Origin of the sequence: Pseudomonas sp. PB120 (genome assembly GCF_009761815.1) — a bacterium.
Lineage (GTDB): Bacteria > Pseudomonadota > Gammaproteobacteria > Pseudomonadales > Pseudomonadaceae > Aquipseudomonas.
Window position 1 is genome coordinate 1 of the sequence record NZ_RWIN01000001.1, and the last position, 16,814, is coordinate 16,814.

General features: G+C 64.0%; 14 protein-coding genes. 4 read left to right on the top strand and 10 right to left on the bottom strand.

What is annotated here, in order from left to right; all coding sequences use genetic code 11:
* Positions 1-1,009: amidase (locus EJA72_RS00005; protein WP_157709513.1), on the bottom strand; the 1,009-nt coding region annotated here is incomplete at its 3' end.
* 93 nt (positions 1,010-1,102) lie between these two features.
* Complete coding sequence (locus EJA72_RS00010; RefSeq protein WP_178128940.1) at positions 1,103-2,434, bottom strand: carbohydrate porin; 1,332 nt, start codon at positions 2,432-2,434, stop codon at positions 1,103-1,105.
* 437 nt (positions 2,435-2,871) lie between these two features.
* Here EJA72_RS00010 and EJA72_RS00015 point away from each other — a divergent pair, with 437 nt between their 5' ends.
* The gene (locus EJA72_RS00015; protein WP_157709514.1) at positions 2,872-3,042 is read left to right on the top strand and encodes a YhfG family protein; all 171 of its coding nucleotides are present in this window, start codon (positions 2,872-2,874) and stop codon (positions 3,040-3,042) included.
* Positions 3,043-3,734: 692 nt separating this feature from the next.
* Here the strand turns inward: EJA72_RS00015 and EJA72_RS00020 are convergent.
* The 4 genes from EJA72_RS00020 to EJA72_RS00035 are packed head-to-tail and all read right to left on the bottom strand — an operon-like array spanning position 3,735 to position 9,321.
* On the bottom strand, positions 3,735-5,255 hold the full coding sequence (locus tag EJA72_RS00020) for a PLP-dependent aminotransferase family protein (protein ID WP_218574344.1): 1,521 nt from the start codon (positions 5,253-5,255) through the stop codon (positions 3,735-3,737).
* Positions 5,252-6,676 (bottom strand): efflux transporter outer membrane subunit, encoded by a 1,425-nt coding sequence (locus EJA72_RS00025; protein ID WP_157709515.1) that lies wholly within the window; start codon positions 6,674-6,676, stop codon positions 5,252-5,254. The genes EJA72_RS00020 and EJA72_RS00025 overlap by 4 nt, the downstream gene beginning before the upstream one ends.
* Before the next feature lie 4 nt (positions 6,677-6,680).
* Positions 6,681-8,249, bottom strand: coding sequence for an MDR family MFS transporter (locus EJA72_RS00030; protein WP_178128941.1), 1,569 nt, complete (start codon positions 8,247-8,249; stop codon positions 6,681-6,683).
* On the bottom strand, positions 8,242-9,321 hold the full coding sequence (locus EJA72_RS00035; RefSeq protein ID WP_157709516.1) for an HlyD family secretion protein: 1,080 nt from the start codon (positions 9,319-9,321) through the stop codon (positions 8,242-8,244). The genes EJA72_RS00030 and EJA72_RS00035 overlap by 8 nt, the downstream gene beginning before the upstream one ends.
* A gap of 107 nt (positions 9,322-9,428) precedes the next feature.
* Here EJA72_RS00035 and EJA72_RS00040 point away from each other — a divergent pair, with 107 nt between their 5' ends.
* Positions 9,429-10,127: a CerR family C-terminal domain-containing protein gene (locus tag EJA72_RS00040; protein ID WP_157709517.1), complete on the top strand. Its 699-nt coding sequence runs from the start codon at positions 9,429-9,431 to the stop codon at positions 10,125-10,127.
* A gap of 2 nt (positions 10,128-10,129) precedes the next feature.
* Here EJA72_RS00040 and EJA72_RS00045 read toward each other — a convergent pair whose 3' ends face one another.
* From EJA72_RS00045 to tauA, 3 genes are read right to left on the bottom strand one after another with little or no spacing between them, the layout of a single operon-like run.
* Entirely contained in the window at positions 10,130-10,999 is an 870-nt protein-coding gene (locus EJA72_RS00045; RefSeq protein ID WP_157709518.1) for an ABC transporter permease subunit, read from the bottom strand.
* The gene (locus tag EJA72_RS00050; protein WP_157709519.1) at positions 10,996-11,835 is read right to left on the bottom strand and encodes a taurine ABC transporter ATP-binding protein; all 840 of its coding nucleotides are present in this window, start codon (positions 11,833-11,835) and stop codon (positions 10,996-10,998) included. Before EJA72_RS00050 ends, EJA72_RS00045 begins: the two co-directional genes overlap by 4 nt.
* A 46-nt stretch (positions 11,836-11,881) precedes the next feature.
* Positions 11,882-12,898, bottom strand: a complete 1,017-nt coding sequence (gene tauA, locus EJA72_RS00055) for a taurine ABC transporter substrate-binding protein (protein ID WP_157709520.1) — start codon at positions 12,896-12,898, stop codon at positions 11,882-11,884.
* Positions 12,899-13,079: 181 nt separating this feature from the next.
* On the opposite strand from tauA, the gene EJA72_RS00060 reads away from it, so the two are divergent.
* Positions 13,080-14,573 (top strand): PLP-dependent aminotransferase family protein, encoded by a 1,494-nt coding sequence (locus EJA72_RS00060; RefSeq protein ID WP_157709521.1) that lies wholly within the window; start codon positions 13,080-13,082, stop codon positions 14,571-14,573.
* On the opposite strand, the gene EJA72_RS00065 is transcribed toward EJA72_RS00060, so the two are convergent.
* Positions 14,570-15,880, bottom strand: coding sequence for an aminotransferase class III-fold pyridoxal phosphate-dependent enzyme (locus tag EJA72_RS00065; RefSeq protein ID WP_157709522.1), 1,311 nt, complete (start codon positions 15,878-15,880; stop codon positions 14,570-14,572). The two genes, EJA72_RS00060 and EJA72_RS00065, sit on opposite strands and share 4 nt — an antisense overlap.
* Before the next feature lie 196 nt (positions 15,881-16,076).
* Between EJA72_RS00065 and EJA72_RS00070 the strand changes: the two genes are divergently transcribed.
* A complete protein-coding gene (locus EJA72_RS00070) occupies positions 16,077-16,814 on the top strand; it encodes a sulfite exporter TauE/SafE family protein (RefSeq protein ID WP_178128942.1) in 738 nt (245 codons plus the stop codon).

Consider the following 16,814-nt stretch of genomic DNA (forward strand, 5'->3'; position numbering starts at 1 on the left):
CGCGCACCGCCGCCAGCAGGCTGACGCCGCTGGTGGTGCCATGGGCGGCGTACAGTCGTTGCGGGTCGACGGGCAGTGTCAGCGGTCGGACCTGATGGCCGAGTTCGCGCAGCATCTCGACCGTCTGCTCCAGCACCGCCGCAATCTCCGGGTGCAGCGCTGCGCCGGTCATGTCGGCACTGACCACGCCGATGCGCAGCGCACCGGGGGCACGTCGTACCTCTTCGCTGAACGGGCGCGCCGGTTCGGCCAGCCAGTAAGGACTGCCGCGTTCATGGCCATGGCTCACGTCCAGCAACAGCGCCGAATCGCGCACGCTGCGCGACACCACGTGGCCACAACTGGCGCCGAACCAGCCTTCGAAACTGGCCGGGCCCTGAGGGTTTCTGTAGCGCGTAGGCTTCAGGCCGAACACGCCGCAGTAAGAGGCCGGGATACGAATCGAACCGCCGCCATCGGTGGCATGGGCCACCGGCACGATGCCGGCCGCTACGGCGGCGGCCGCACCCCCCGACGAACCACCGGCGCTGAAGTCCAGGTTCCAGGGGTTCATCGTGCGCCCCCATTGGGCGGATTCGGTGGTGGTGGTCATGCCGAACTCGGGGCTGGCGGTCTTGCCGAACACCAGCGTGCCGGCGTTCAGGTAGCGGTCCACCAGGGTGCTGTTGACGCTGGCGGGCGGGGTGTCGGCCAACAAACGCGAACCGTTGGTAGTGACGGTGCCTGCCAGATAGGTGTTCAGGTCCTTGAGCAGGAACGGTACGCCGGCCAGCGCGCCCTGGCGTTCGGTGCCGGCGGCCTGGCGGGCACGCAGCTGGGCAAAGGCAATCTCGTCATGGCGCATCACCACGGCGTTGACCTGCGGGTCGAGTTGGTCGCAGCGCTCAAGGGCGGCGCGCAGCAAGGCTTCGGGCGCCAGGGTGCCGTTGCGCACGCCTTCGGCCATGGCGGTGGCATCCAGCGCCAGATAGTCGGCCTGGGACAGAAAAAGACTTGCGTCAGTGGTCATTATTATTTCCTCGGGTTGCAGTTGCCCGTTCCAGAGAACCATGAGGCTGGAAACAGGGGGCTTGAGTCAAAGGGATGTGACGTGCGGCGGTACTCAGAACAGGAAGTTCAGCGACTCCTGCAGCAACAGCGCGTCACTGTGCACCGGGGTGAATACCGGGTTGTGCGTGTAGGTCAGGCCGCTGATCAAATAGATGCCGGGGGTCAACCGTGCCGCGTACGAGGCCGTCGCTGCCAGCGTGTAGCCAGCGGTGTCCATGTGGTAGCCGGCGTACACGTCGCGCAGTTCCTTGCTGTAGTAACTCTTGGTCACGCCGAACGCGAGCATGTCGGCCGGCCGGGTGACAAAGGGCCCGACGTTGAACGCGGTAGCCTGCACGGCCTTGTTGATGGCGTTGACCGAATCCGGCGAATAGTCGAACTTGCTGTCCAGGTACCAGCCCCGCGCATCGCCCCAGGGTTTGCTGACCTGCACGGTGCCGGCCAGGTACATTCCGTAGTTGTTGTCGGATTTCTCGCGGGTCTTGAACTCAGTGTATTGGGTGGTGTTGTACAACGCGCCGGCACGAAACCACGCGGCATTCTCGGTGGCGCTGGCGGCGCGCTTGTAGCCGAGCTCGTCGATGAACAAGGCCTTGGCATCCGGCACATTCAGGCGGAAACCGCTGGGGTTGTCCTTCACATCCTGGGCGATACCGCCGGGGCTCACGCTGCGTGTCACCGCCAGGCTGTTGTAGAAGCGCAGCGATTTGTCTCGCACAATCACGTCCAAAGTGGGCGTGGGTTCGGTGGCTGACATGCCCACCTGGAACGGCACCACGCTGCTTGGACCGAGGGCCGCCGTCGAGGCGTTGCCCCCCAGCGCGATGCCGTAGAACAGGCGCACGCCGGTGATGTAGCCGTATTCGAGCTCAAGCTGGTGATTGAAGAACGACTGGTTGATCGCAAACACGGTCATGGTGGTGACACGCGGGTTGGCCGGCGTGTAGTTGGCGCCCACCCACTGCGCGGCCAGCGTGAACTGCGCGTCGTTGGCAAAGCCAATGCGGGTCAGGTCGTAAGTCAGATAGGTATTAAGGGACGCGTTGTAGCTGGGGTTCTGCCCGTTGTACACCTGCGGATTGTCATTGTGCCCAAGCACGTCGTAGGTGTAGCCATTGTAGGACGTCGCAGTAAAGCCAAAGCCGTGCTCGGCCAGTGCTTCACGCAGGCCGCCAAGTTCCGGGCTGATACGGCCGCAGATCGGCACGGCCTTGATCACGATTTCAGCGCGGGTCAGGTATTGGTCGTAGTTCATGCAGGTGGGCTTGCCGGGTGCAACGGTCGGGCTGTCGCCGCTGGCGGCGTGCGCGCTGGCACAACCGGCCCAGGTCAACGCCATCAGGCAGGCTTTCATCGTGTACGGCATGGATCGCATCTTCAACATTTCCCCATCCTGTATCAGTCAAGTAGGACGACACCCGACAGTCTTCGCCGCCGGGTTGCAGCACGAGTATCTGTGCATATTCGTCACCAGCGCATGGCGCCAACGGGATCTATCGATGGGGCCAGTGAAAGCCACGTTTTATAAGGGGAAGAGGTGAGTGCAAGGGTCGTTGGATCGCTCCCGGCGATTAGGGAAATGGCGACTTGCGCGGGAATGGTGCGACGCGCTGGGGTGATGCGTTTGGATAGAGCGCACACGACGATTTATAGGCCCGATAACAGATGGGAGAGACATGTGATAAACACGCGGGACTCGGTATACCACTGGTCGATGTCCAGTGCACCTAACCCTTTTTCCTATGCGATGCTGAACCAACAGTCCCTGATCAGGGCCTCAATCAGCTATAGTTGTCAGACACTGACATTAGGGTGCCGAGTATGGAAAAGCTGAGTTTGCAGACCAAGAAAGCGTGGTTCGCCAAGCACCGTAAAGCCAACTTTGCGGCCAGCCTGCGGTTGGAGGGCTTCGTGCCATCACCCAGTGACGGCGAGATCAAGTTGCCCACTCGAGAAGCCGCTCTGAAAGCTGTCCGGCTCGTTAAAGCTTGAATCGCGACAAATACGGTACTGATCAAGCCCCGGATTGCTATCCGGGCACAGATGTACTTATTAATCTTCTTGACCTACGTGACGCCGATGACCTTGACGAGGCTGAGCGTTACCTTAACGAAGTCGCTGCTACGCGGTTAGAGTTCGTCGCGCCGCCCTATAGTGTGATCACCCTTAAGGAGATACACCGCACGTTGTTCGGCAAGGTCTACGGTTGGGCTGGGGAAATCCGAACCCTGGCGATCAGCAAAAGCAACACGCGGTTTTGCAGCCCAGAGTTCATTGAGTCGCAAATCGATAGAGGGTTTTTTTTAAGATCGCCAATGTGGGTTGGTTTGAAGGCTATTCGCGTGACCAGCTTGTTTCGGCTATCGCCGAGTCTTATGGCACGCTCAACGTTGCGCATCCGTTCAGGGAAGGCACGGTCGAACTCAACGCATCCTTTTCGAATGGATCATCCTCAACGCAGGCTACTCAATCGACTGGCAAGCCGTTGGCCGTCAGGAGTGGGTCGACGCCTGTATCTACTCTTACCATGTAGATGACAAGCCTCTCGCCGGTATTTTTGATCGATGCATCGGAACAAAGATCCAAGAAGAAATGGATGTTTGATCGAAGCAAAAAAATCAATGCTCTTCATTAGGGCCCTTGGAGGAATCTCCAAGACGCCAGCTATTAACGCTCGATTTTCTTCAGCGTTTCCACCGCAACCAATGCGCCCTGATCACCCGGCTCAATTCTTCGATGCCGGGGACGATGGCGTCCATGGCGATCGAGCCGAAACCCAGGCGAATCGACGGATTGCTCACCCAGGCGGCGGGGTCCAGATAGAACGCCGTGCAAGGGTCGAACAGCACGCCTTTCGCCTGGCCTTCCATGTACAACTGCGTCAGGTCGTGGCAATGGGGCAAGCGCAACCATAAGGTGGCGCCGCCGGTGGGGACTGTGAAATCCGCCTCGGGCAAATAATCACGCAGCGCCTGGGTGATCAGCGCGACGCGCTGGCCGAGCCGTTCCCGGGCTTGCTGCAATAAACGGTCGTAGTGACCTTGCTCGATGAACAGTGCTGCGGCCACCTGGTTATTGCCGGGGATCTGCCGGATCATCAGCCGTTGCAGCTGGCGCAGTTGTTCGATGACCGGGGCCGGGGCGACGATGTAGCCGATGCACAAACCCGGCGACAGCAATTTGGACAGGCTGCTGAGGTAGATCACCCGGTCGTTGCGGTCTTGCGCTTTGAGCGCCGGTAGCGCGTGGCCGTCGTACTGGGTTTCCGGGTCGTCATCGTCTTCGATGATCACCTGGTCATATTGCGCGGCCATGGCCAGCAACGTCGCGCGCCGTGCCGGGCTCAGGGTGACACCGGTCGGGCACTGGTAGCCGGGTGTGCAATACAGGTAGTCGCAGTGCTCGTAGTCAGCCGTCGGCACTACGCCATGTTCGTCGACCGGCAGCGGCACCACGTGAGCACCGTTGTAGGCGAATACATTGCGCGGGTCCATGAACCCTGGGTCTTCGAAGCCGATACGCGCACCGTCGCGCACCAACAGCCGGGCCAGCAGGTAAAAGCTTTGTTGGCGGCCGAGGGTCAGCATCACCTGGTCGCGGGTGGCGGCGATGCCCCGGCGCGGCAATACCCGGCGAATCAATTGATCGATCAGTTGCGCACTACCGGCATCCTCGCCCTCCAGCCACCAGCGGTCGACGGCCTTCAGTTCATTGGCCTGACGCGTGCACTGACGCCATTGCGACAACGGAAACTGGCGGGGTTCGAACTGGCCGTAAACGAAGGGGTAGCGCACCCGTCGCCAGATGTTCGGACGGTCGGCCCAAGGCACCACTTCGCATTGGGCTTTCAGGCGCTGGTTCCAGTCGGGCTGGGCGCTGGAGGCGGGCAGCTGTTCTTCGGCGATCTGGGTGGGCGGGATGTCGCCGCAGACAAAAAAACCGTCGCGCAACCGCGATTCGATATAGCCCTCGGCGCTCAGCCGTTCATAGACCAGTACCGCCGTGTTGCGCGACACGCCGGTCAACTTGGCCAGGTCTCGACCCGACGGCAGCCGCGCACCCGCAGGCAGTCGCCCGTCGAGTATGGCGGTGACGAATGCCGTGCACAGTTGCACCTGCAGGGGCTCGTCATTGCGGCGGGCCTTGGGGAGCAATTGGCGCCACATCAAGTCATGCTTGCCGGCGCGGGTCAGAGTCGGGGTCAAGGGGTTCGGGTCAACAGCGGTGGCGATGCTTGCCACCCTAACCCAAGACTCTTGTGCAGCGCTACGTAGTCCTTGAGCAATTGCGCCTGGCGCTGGATCAGGTCCTGTTGGGCGCTGTAGCGCGTCCGTTCGGCGTCCAGCCAACCCAGCGCGGTGCTGGTGCCGGCGCGGTAACGTTGTTGGGTCAGGGTCGCGGCGCGGCTGGCCGATGCTTCGACCTGAGCCTGGGCGACGATGTTCTGCCGGTCGATGCCAAACCGCGAAAGCGCCACGTTGGCGTCGCGCAGGGCGGCCAGCACGACGCCGGCGTAATGGGCCTGGGCTTCATCGCGGCGCGCTTCGGCCTGATTGACCCGGGCGGCGTTGCGGCCAAAATCCAGCACGTCCCATTGCAGGTAGGGCACGCCCAGCCAGGCGAGGTTGTCCTTGCGCAGCAGCGAGCCGCCGTCGGTGGCGGCCAGGCTCAGGCTGCCAAACAGGCTGACCTTGGGAAAGGCGCCTGCCCGCTGCTGGCCGATGTTGGCGGTGTAGCCCGCCAGCTCACGTTCGGCGGCGCGAATGTCGGGGCGTTGGCGCAGCAGTTGCGCGGGGTCGCCGATGGCCAGGTTGGCCGGCAAGCCGGGCAAGGGTTGCGGAATGCTCAGTTGGACGTCGAGGGCCGCCGGCGCCTGGCCGCACAGCAGCGCCAGTTGATCGAGGGATTCGAGCACCTGGCCGTCCAGCGTGATGATCGCCGCGCGAATGGTTTGCACCTGAGTCTGGATGCGCTCAACGTCCAGTTGCGAGGCGGTACCGCCGGCACGTCGCTGCTCGGTGAGCACCAAAGTCTGTTCTTCCAGCGCCTCGGACTGGCGGGCGAGGGCGGCGCGTTGTTGCTGGTCGCGCAGGCCGAGGTAATTGAGCGCCACTTCGGCGCTCAGTTGCACCTGGGCATCGGCCACGTCGTGTTGTGCCGCTTGCGCCTGGGCCTCGGCGCCTTCGACGGCGCGGCGGTTGGCGCCGAACAGGTCCAGCTCCCAACTGGCGTCGAACGCACCCAAGGTCAAGTCGGTGTCGGCGCTGTCACCCGCGGAACCGGCATGCAGATACGCGGCGCTCGCGCCTGCCTTGGGCATCCCCTGACCGCGTTGCAACGCTGCACCGGCGCGGGCCTGGCGCAGTTTGGCGAGCGTCACTTGCAGCGTCGGACTGTCGCGCAGGGCGGTGTCGATCAATGCATCAAGCGTCTTGTCGTTCAGGCTTCGCCACCAGGCACTGGCCTGGGGTTGTGCGTTCGACAAGTCGGCGGGGGCGCGGGCGAAGCCTTGTTTGAGTGCCGCCGGGGCGACACTGTCTGGGCCATGATAATCGGGGCCCAATGTGCAGCCGGCCAGAAGCAGGCAGCCGAGGGTGAGGCAGGTCGCGGCGTTGATGGAGGTCATGGTGTCAGTGCCCTGCCGTCGGGGTGCCCGGGGTCGGCATTTTCAAAAGAAGCGCCAAAGGAATGCACAGCAGCAGCAACAGGCTGAGCACATGGAAGGTTTCCGAGTAGGTCATCACCAGCGCTTGCTGGGCGATCTGGTTGGCGAATTGCGCCAATGCCTGCATACCCGCGTGAGCCGCATCGCCGTGCTGGGCAAAAAAGCCCTGGGCCATGTCGGCAACGTACGCCTGGCCCGATTGCGAATTGGCCGTCACGGCTTCGCGCAGACGGTCATCGTGGAGTGCGTTGCGCTGTTCGATAAAGGTGCCCATCAACGCCAGCCCCACGGAGCCACCGAGGTTGCGGGCCATGTTGTACAGGCCGGCGGCATCGGCGATCTCTTCGCGCGGCACCGCACCCATCGATGCGCGATTGAGCGGCATCATCGCCATGATCTGGCCAAGTCCCAGCAGCAATTGCGAGCGGGTAAAGTCATGGCCGACACTGGCGGCGGTCAGGCTGCTGGCAATGACGCAACTGATCGCCAGACAACCGAGGCCCGTGATCACCAACAGGCGAGCATCGACCCGACCCAGCAGGCGCGGCAGGACCGGGATCATCAGGAACGCCGGCAACCCGGACATCAGCATCACCGCACCGGATTGCTGGGCGTTGTAGCCCGGCACCAGGGCCAGAAACTGCGGCAACAGATAAGCCACGCCGTACAACCCGCCGCCAATCACGAACACAATCACGATCACACTGGCAAACGCCGGGTTCAGCATGAGCCGCAGGCACACAATCGGTTGTTTGGCGAGCTTCTGCCCGAACAGCAACATGACTGCGCCCGCCACGGCCAACAGGCTCAGTTCGATGATCAGCATCGACTCGAACCAGCGCTCGCGGTGGCCTTCTTCCAGCACCACGGTCAGCGCACTCAGGCCCAGGGTCAGGCCGATGATGCCCAGCCAGTCCGCGTTGAAAAACGCCGGCCAATGCACGCGCACTTTGGGCAAGCCAAGGTTGAGCAATACCAGCAACACCGCGCACGGCCCCAGGTTGACGAAGAAGCACCAGCGCCAGTCGAGGTTTTCGGTCAGCCAGCCGCCGAGCACCGGGCCCAGCAACGGGCCGAGCAACACGATCAGGCCGAACACCGTCATGCCGATGGGCATCTGGTGGGGTGGCAGGCGCGTGGCGACGAGGACTTGTGCGGTGGGGATCATCGCGCCGCCGGTGAAGCCTTGGCCCAATCGGCCGATGATCATCTGCGGCAGGCTTTGCGATAGCCCGCACAACACCGAGAACAGGGTAAACAACACGGCATTGCCGATCAGGAAATTACGCAGACCGAACACCCGGCTCAACCAGGCGGCGAGGGGGATCATGACGATTTCGGACATCAGGTACGCCGTCGAGATCCAGGTGCCCTCGGTGCCGGTTGCGCCAATCTGCCCCTGAATCTGCGGCAACGCGGCGTTGGTGATGGAGATGTCCAGCGTCGCCATCAGGGCGCCAAGGGCGCCGGCGGCGACGGCAATCCAGTCACTGCTGCTGGCTTTGGCGGCGGGTGCCGCCGACGCGTTAGTCACGGGTGTCGACTTCGACGGTGAGCGACAAGCCCGGCATCAGGCTGTCGCGCCATTGCGGGTCGGCTTGCAGCTGGATTCGCACCGGCACCCGCTGCACGATCTTGGTGAAGTTGCCGGTGGCGTTCTGCGGCGGCAACAAGGCGAACTGCGAGCCCGTCCCCGGCGCCAGGCTGTCGACGCTGCCGTGCAGCACCACGCCGGGCAGGGCATCGACCCTGATCGACACCGATTGGCCCGGACGCATGGCGCCGATTTGCGTTTCCTTGAAATTGGCGGTGATGTACAGCTGGTCAAGCGGCACCACGGTCATCAGTCGAGTCCCCGGTTGCACGTACTGACCGACGCGAACGCTGCGGTCCGCCACTCGCCCGGCCAGGCTGCTGCGCACGATGGTGTCTTGCAGGTCCAGTTGCGACTGGCGCTGTTTGGCGTCCGCGCCTTCGAACTGCGCGCGGGCCTGCTGGAGGGTCGCCTGCAACGTGGCCAGGCGCCGTTCTGCCACCTGAACCTGGGCGGCTCGGGCGTTGCGGCTGGTGGTCGCCTGCTGCCATGAATTGCGCAATTGCTCCATGCGTTCCTCGGTTTCGGCACCGGTGCGGGTCAGTGGTTCATAGCGTTTTATTTGCGCGGCGGCATACGCCTGGTTGGCGATTTCACCTTGCAGCTGCGCCTGGGCCTGGACGATGTCGGCGCGCTGTTGCGCCAGTTCGGCCTCGCCACGGGTGATGTCGGCCTTGCGGGCGGCCAGGGCGGCGGCGGACTGATCTTGCGCAGCCTGGAAGGTGCGGCTGTCAATGCGCACCAGCCGCTGGCCGACGCTGACGGTCTGGTTATCGGTGACGTAGACCTCGACCACCGAACCGCCGACCCGGGGCACCGCGGCCATGCTGTCGGCCTGCAGGTAGGCGTCATTGGTGCTCTCGATGAAGCGCCCGGTGGTCCACCAGTGCGCGCCCCACAGCACCAGGCCGATGACGGCGGTGGAGCCGGCGAGCCAGACCCACTGGCGTTTGCGGGTGCGCTGGGGCGGGGTGGCCAGCGCTGTTTCGTCAACAGCCAGTATCGCGGTCATGTGAACCTCAATTTTTATCAGTTGATATAATTATTACGGTCGGTAAAATTATGTCAACTGATATATTTTCAGGCACACTGCCGTTCTGTCTTGCCCAGGAGTCGTCCATGACCAACACCCCCCGGCGCCGCCCCACCAGTGAAGGTGGGTATTCGTGCGGTGATGAAACCAGCGCCCGGATTATCGACGCGGCCCTCAGCCTGTTCGGCGAGAAGGGCTTCGAAGGCGCGTCCACCCGTGACATCGCCGAGCGTGCCGGGGTCAATGCCCCGGCGCTCAATTACTATTTCAAGAACAAGGAAGGGGTTTACCTGGCGTGCACCGAACACATGGTCGCGTGCATCTGGGCCCATCTCGCCGAAACGGTTGAGCGCGCCCAAGCGGTGCTGGAGAGCGAGTCCGATGCGCCGACGCTGATCGAGGCGTTTTGGTCCATCCAGCTGCGCGCCGCCGAATACATGCTGATGTCCACCGAAGCCCGGCCATGGCGGCAACTGTACGCCCGCGAACAGGCGGGCCTGGGGCCGACCTCCGGCATGGAACGGGTCAGCGAACGCATCGGCAAACCGATCATGGCGGTCAACACGGCGATCATCGCCCGGCTGCTGGGGCGCACGACGGTTGACGACGAATGCGCGATCCGTGCCGTCACCCTGCATGGTCAGGTGCTGCCGTTCCATCAGACCCGTCGCAGCACGATGGACGCGATGGGCTGGAAAACCATGGACCGGGAACGCTTCACTTGCCTGATGAACATCGTGCGCGAGCAGACGTTCAACCAGCTCGCAGCGTTGCGCCCGGACTGACTTCAGGTCTTCCCTTTCCAGGGCACCAGGCGCCGTTCCAGCCAGCGCATGCCGAGGTCGAACAGCAGGGCCATGGCGCCGATCACCAGGATGCCCATGATCACCACGTCGGTGGCCATGAACTTGGACGCGGTCAGCACCATGAAGCCCAGGCCGGCGGTGGCCGCGACCATTTCGGCGGCCACCAGGGTGGTCCAGCCGAAGCCGATGGCGATGCGCATGCCGGTCAGTACTTCCGGCAACGCCGCCGGCATGATCACGTGGCGCAGCACCTGACCGCGACTGGCGCCCATGGAATAGGCCGCGTGAATCTGCTCAATGGCCACCGACTTGACCCCGGCCCGAGCGCTGAGCGCCAGCGGGGCGAACATCGCCAGGTAAATCAGCAACACCTTGGAACCCTCGCCGATGCCCATCCAGATCACCACCAATGGCAGATACGCCAACGGCGGCAGTGGCCGGTAAAACTCCACCAGCGGATCGAAAATCCCCCGGGCTACGCGGTTCACGCCCATCAGGATGCCCACCGGGATGGCCGTCAGCACCGCCAGCACGAACGCACCGAAGACCCGCAACGCACTCCAGCCGATGTGGTTGAGCAAGGTCGCGTCGGCGAAACCGTCGCGGGCCACGTCCAGCAATTGGGCCCAGACCGCTTGGGGCGAGGGCAGGAACAGCGGTTTGACCCAACCCGCGTTGGTCGCGGCGTACCAGATCGCGAACGTCAGCACCACGGTGACCAGGCTCAGGACCATGCTCGAACCGTTGCCTGGCGCCCCGTACTGCTCTCCCGGACGGGCCGGCGCGGCGCGGCGCAATTCGTTGAGGGCGCGCAGCACGGCGTTGCGTTGTTTCTCGTCCAACAGGCTCATGCGGCCTCCTCATCACCGTGGATAATGCTCAGCACCTGTTCGCGCAGGGCAATGAAGTCCGCACTGGATTTCACGGTGCGGGCGTCCTGGCCGGCGAGAAAACGTCGGCCGAAATCAATCGAAAACTCGTGAGTGATGCGCCCCGGACGCGGCGACATGATGATCAGGCGGGTGGCCATGAACAGCGCCTCCTCAACATCGTGGGTAATGAAAAACATCATTTTCGCGGTGCGCTCCCAGATCTGCAGGATCAGTTCCTGCAAGCGTTCGCGGGTCAGGGCATCGAGGGCGCCGAGCGGCTCGTCGAGCAACAGCATCTGCGGATCATTGGTCAGTGCCCGGGCGATTCCGACCCGTTGCTGCATGCCGCCGGACAACTGGTACACCGCGTGACCGGCAAAATCGGCCAGGCCCGTGAGTTGCAGGAAGTACCGGGCGCGTTCCTCACGCTCAGCCCGGGCCACGCCGCGCAACTTGAGGCCGAAGGCGACGTTGTCGAGCACATTCAGCCAGGGCAGCAACGCGTGTTTCTGGAACACCACGCCGCGTTCGGACCCTGGCCCGGTGACCTGATCGCGCAGTTGTGCCACCGCTGAGGTCTGTTGCGGTACCTGGCCGTGAAAATCGCCCAAGGTGATCAAGCCGCTGCTGGGCTGGATGAAACCGGCCATCAGGTTGAGCAGTGTGGTCTTGCCACAACCGGATGCGCCCAGGGCGACCACAAAATCGCCGCTGGCGATGTCCAGGTTGACCCCGGCGAGGGCGGTCACTCGCTGGCCCTTTTGCTGGCCGGGGTAGTGCACCGACACGTCATGGATTTTCAGGCTCAGGCCCATGGCTTTTTCCTCGTGATGGGGCGGCGCGTACCGCCCGTGGCTGGGGTTACTGCGCGGCCTGGACGAAGCCCGGGTTGACCGCGACGCTGTAGTCGGGCAGCAGCGCCGGGATCTTTTTCTGCTCTTTCAAGAACGCGGCGGTGGCCGCCAACGCCTTGGCCGCGCCGCCGTCCTTGCCGGCGCCCAGCCAGGTGGCACCCGCCTGTTCACCGGCCAACGGGAACTGGTAGAGGGCCAACACCGGCGGTACTTCGTCAGGCTTGGCACCGGACTGACGCGCCACGTTGATCACCTGCGGCGAGGCGGCGGTCCAGCTGCCGGGCGCTTTCACGTAGTCGGCGGTGCTGGCCTGCAACACCTTGGTCAGGGCGAGCATGCCGGCACTGTGATCGGCGGCGAACTTGCGGTCGACCACGATGCCGTCAAAGGTGGCTTTGCCCCATTGGGTCAACTGCCCGGAGGTCAGCAACACGTGGCCGCTTTGTTTGAGACGACCCAGGGCCGGGTCCCAGATGAATGCCGCGTCGATGTCGCCGCGCTCCCAGGCGGCCGGAATGTCTGAAGGCTGCAAGTTGATGACCTTGACCTTGCCGCTCAGGCCGAATTGCTCCAGAGCAAACAGCGCATGAAAGTGCGTGGTGGAAACAAAGGGCACGGCCAGGGTTTTTCCCGCCAGGTCTTGCGGCGCGACGATGCCGCTGCCGTTGCGCACCACCAACGCTTCGGCGTCATTGATGTTGTCCAGGATCCAGAACAACTGCGCGTCCACGCCGCGGCTCACCGCAGCGGCAATCGGACTGCTGCCGGCCACGCCGATCTGCACGTCACCGGAGGCCATCGCCAGCATCACATCGCCGCCGCTGTCGAAGTTGCGCCATTGGATGTCCCAGCCGGTCGCTTTCTCGAATGCTTTCTCGGCGATGGCGTTTTTCCACGGGGCGAACATGCTTTGCACGCCGATGGTCACCGTTTCCGCCTGGGCCGCGGTGGCGAGGCCCAGGGTCAGCGCGGCGGCGGGTAACAGCAGGGAGCGTCGAATCCATTGGTGCAGGGGCTTGAGCATGGTGTGGCTCCTAAGGTTGAAGGCGTTGTTTGGCACCACTCGATCTTAGGGTCGGCCCGTTGCTTGCTTTAGATCCAGTTGCGCCGGGCTTTGGTACCAGCCATCCCGCCAGACCTTGGTGGATAAGGCGTTCAGCGCATCGGGTGCGCCATCGGGGTGCGTCGCAGGAGGAGTCGGAACCATGTTGGAGCGTTATTTTCGTCCGTTCGAGGCCGGGCGCGGTTTGCAGGAGCAACTTCGCGAGAGCCTGCTCAATGCCATCCTCGATGGCGCGTTGCCGCCCGGCGACGCCATGCCGTCGTCGCGCAAGCTGTGCCAGTTGCTCAAAGTGTCGCGTAACACCGTGGTGCTGGTCTATGAGCAACTGGTGCAGGACGGTTACCTCACACCCTCGGACCGTCGCGGTTATTTCATCAACGAAAAGTATTTGCGCCAGCAACTCAACGTCAGCCTGCGCCCCAAATCCCCGGCGCTGTTCGAGCGGCCCGATCATGCGCCGGACTGGGAGCGTCGGCTGCAAACCGAATCGGCGCAGATGCGCGCGATCGTCAAGCCGCGCAACTGGCGTGAATACCGTTACCCGTTTATCTACGGCCAGATCGAGGACGACGAACAGACCGCCGCCCGCTGGCGCGATTGCGCACGGATCGCCGCCACGGGCGCGCACATGCGCAGTTGGGTCGACGATCAGGTGATGCTCGACGACCCGCTGCTGGTGGAGCAGATCATCCAGCGGGTGTTGCCCAAACGCGGCATCCAGGCGCGACCGGAGCAGCTGCTGGTCACCATCGGCACGCAAAATTCCCTGTACATGATCGCGCGCCTGCTGGGTCGCCCGGGCCTGGTGATGGGGCTGGAGGAACCCGGCTATGTCGATGCGCGGAACATTTTCAGCCTCACTGGCTGCACGCTGCGTCCCCTGCGCATCGACCGCCAAGGGCTGGTGGTGGACGAGCAAATGCGCGATTGTGAAATGCTGTTCTGCACGCCCAGCCACCAGTCGCCGACCGGGGTGACGATGCCGCTGTACCGGCGTCTTGAGCTATTGGCCAGTGCCCGTGAACACGACTTCCTGATCATCGAGGACGACTACGAAAGCGAGCAGAACTTCCTGGGCAGCAACCACCCGGCGCTCAAGAGCTTCGACGACAGTGGCCGGGTCATTTACCTCGGCAGCCTGACCAAAAGCCTGTTGCCGGGCGTGCGCTTGGGGTTCATTGCCGCCGATGCCGAGTTGATCCACGAATTGCGCGCACTGCGCCGCTACATGTACCGCCATCCGCCGTCGAACAACCAACGCATTCTCGCGCTGTTCCTGGCCATGGGGCATTACGACGCCCATGCCCGGCGCCTGCGTGACCGGCTGGCGCGCAAATGGCGGGTGATCAGCCGCGCCCTGGCCGAGCACTTGCCCGAATGTCACGCCAGTGGCATGGCTGGAGGTTCATCGATCTGGGTCAGCGGCCCGCCAGCGGTGGATGCCTGGGCCTTGCAGCGTCGGGTGGCCCGGCGCGGCGTGTTGATCGAGCCGGGGGACATTCACTTTCTGGGGGAGGGGCGCACGGGCTGTTACTTCCGCCTGGGCTTTGGTGCGATTGCCGAGTCGTTGATCGAGCCGGGCATCGAAGCGCTGGGCAAGGCCTGGCGCGAGTTGCGCCAGGCACAACCGGCCTAGAGGTTTTCCTGGGAGAGGGTGTTCTTGAGGATCTCGAACATCGCATCCACGTCGCTGCGGCTGGCCACTAGCGCCGGGGCGAAGATGATTGCGTCGCCCGTGGTCTTCACGTGCAGGCCCGCGTCGTACAAGGCGCGTTGCACCCGCGCGCCCTTGGCGCCCGGCGCGGCCCCCGGGGTCAGCTGGATGCCGCTGAGCAGGCCGTAGCCGCGCAGGTCGCTGACTTGGGGTAATCCGCGCAGGCCGCTCAGCGATTCCATGAAGTACGGCGCCAGTTGTCGACCGCGACCGAACAAATCCTCGTCACGGTAGATGTCCAATGAGGCCAGTGCGGCAGCGCACGCAGCCGGGTGCCCGGAGTAGGTGTAGCCGTGGAACAGTTCCGGCCCCTGGCCCTGGCTGGCACCGACCACGGTGTCGTAGATCGATTCATCGACGGCCACCGCGCCCATGGGGATGGCGCCGTTGGTCAAGGCCTTCGCCATGGTGATGATGTCCGGCTTGACCGCGAAACTCTGCGCGGCGAAAACCTCGCCGGTGCGGCCGAAACCGGTGATGACTTCGTCGAACACCAGCAGGATGCCATGGCGGTCGCAGATGTCGCGCAGGCGTTGCAGGTAACCGGCCGGTGGCACGTAGACACCGATGGAACCGGCGATGGGCTCGACAAAGCATGCGGCGATGCTGTCGGCGCCGTGGGTGGCGATGATGCGTTCAAGGTCGCTGGCCAGGTCCGCGCCCTGGGTCGGTTCGCCCAATTGATAGCGCTGTTCTTCCTGCCAGGTGTGGCGCATGTGGCTGACGTGGGGCAGGCCGCCGACGGCGAAGGCCTGACGGTTGCGCATCATGCCCGACAGGGCCACGCCGCCGAAGTTGACCCCGTGATAGGCCCACTCACGGGAAACGAAACGGGTGCGCTGGGGCTGGCCTTTGGCGCGGTGGTACGCCAGGGCGATTTTCATAGCGCTGTCGACCGACTCGGAACCGGAGTTGGTAAAGAACAGCTTGTTCAGGCCGGCTGGCAGCAGCTCGCTCAGGCGCTCGGCCAGTTCGAAGGACAACGGCGAAGCGCGCTGGAAATGCGGGGTGAAATCCAGGGTCAGCAATTGCTTGCACACCGCCTCGGCGATTTCAGTACGGCCATGCCCGGCCGCGCAACAGAACAGCCCCGAGCTGCCGTCGAGCAGCTCGCGACCTTCGTTGGTCCAGTAGCGCACGCCCTCGGCGCGGACAAACAATTGGGGGGCGCGCTGGAACTCCCGGTTGTCGGTGAAGGGCATCCATTGGTGGTTGAGGTTCGTTGCCATGGGGTTACTCCTGAGGGCGGGCACGGATCGGCCGGTTGCCCCGCAGCCTAGCCATGCGGCCTCGGCACGCTTAGATCCAGTCGGGCTTTTCGATGGAGCCAGATCGCCCGCCACTGGACCCATTGAAAAGCCCGTCTGGCTCTAAAGCAGCGGTCACTGCCTGACTAGAGTGGCGCCACTGTCAAAGGAGCGCGCCGTGACCCCGGAATTGAATTGGACCTTGAGTGCCTTGTGCGTGCTGGTTGCCGCTGTCGTGCGTGGCCTCACCGGTTTCGGCTTCGCCGCCATCGCCGTCGTCGGTCTGGCGATGCTCGGCTCCTTGCGCGATGCCGTGCCCCTGGTGCTGTGCCTCGAGGTGGCGTCCAGCCTGATGCTGCTGCGCGACGCCTGGGCCGAGGCCGATTACCCGTTGTTGCGCCGGGTTCTGTTCGCGGCGGCGGTCGGTGTGCCCTGTGGCATCTGGCTGTTGACCGGGCTCGACAGTGACTGGCTAAGCCTGGGCGTGTACGTGCTGGTGGCGACGCTGGCCTTGCTGGGGCTGGCACGGGTGGCGTTGCCTATGGGACGCGGGCCTTGGGCGGCGTGGCTGGTGGGCGGCAGTAGCGGGGCGTTGATCGCCGCTTTTTCCATCGGCGGGCCACTGGTGGTCGCCTGGCTCAGCCATTGCGGGCTGCGTGCCCGGGCCCTGCGCGCCACCCTGATCATGTTCTTTTTCGCAGTCGATCTTGCGGCGCTGGCCGGGCTGGCGTTGGCCAAGGCCATCGGCCCGCAAGTCCCACATCAAGCCCTGACACTGTTGTTACCGCTGCTGGCAGGCCTGTGGATCGGCCAGCGGCTGTTCCTGCACATTCGCGCCGAACACGCGGCGCGACTCACCCAATGGCTATTGCTGGCCTTGGCGGGCTTCGGTCTGCTGGGCCGGTCGTGGTCCTGA

Excerpts from the sequence above, each read along its gene's own strand:
- EJA72_RS00010 (WP_178128940.1), bottom strand. The coding sequence starts at position 2,434 with ATGTTGAAGATGCGATCCATGCCGTACACGATGAAAGCCTGCCTGATG.
- EJA72_RS00015 (WP_157709514.1), top strand. The coding sequence starts at position 2,872 with ATGGAAAAGCTGAGTTTGCAGACCAAGAAAGCGTGGTTCGCCAAGCAC.
- EJA72_RS00025 (WP_157709515.1), bottom strand. The coding sequence starts at position 6,676 with ATGACCTCCATCAACGCCGCGACCTGCCTCACCCTCGGCTGCCTGCTT.
- EJA72_RS00035 (WP_157709516.1), bottom strand. The coding sequence starts at position 9,321 with ATGACCGCGATACTGGCTGTTGACGAAACAGCGCTGGCCACCCCGCCC.
- EJA72_RS00040 (WP_157709517.1), top strand. The coding sequence starts at position 9,429 with ATGACCAACACCCCCCGGCGCCGCCCCACCAGTGAAGGTGGGTATTCG.
- EJA72_RS00045 (WP_157709518.1), bottom strand. The coding sequence starts at position 10,999 with ATGAGCCTGTTGGACGAGAAACAACGCAACGCCGTGCTGCGCGCCCTC.
- EJA72_RS00050 (WP_157709519.1), bottom strand. The coding sequence starts at position 11,835 with ATGGGCCTGAGCCTGAAAATCCATGACGTGTCGGTGCACTACCCCGGC.
- tauA (WP_157709520.1), bottom strand. The coding sequence starts at position 12,898 with ATGCTCAAGCCCCTGCACCAATGGATTCGACGCTCCCTGCTGTTACCC.
- EJA72_RS00060 (WP_157709521.1), top strand. The coding sequence starts at position 13,080 with ATGTTGGAGCGTTATTTTCGTCCGTTCGAGGCCGGGCGCGGTTTGCAG.
- EJA72_RS00065 (WP_157709522.1), bottom strand. The coding sequence starts at position 15,880 with ATGGCAACGAACCTCAACCACCAATGGATGCCCTTCACCGACAACCGG.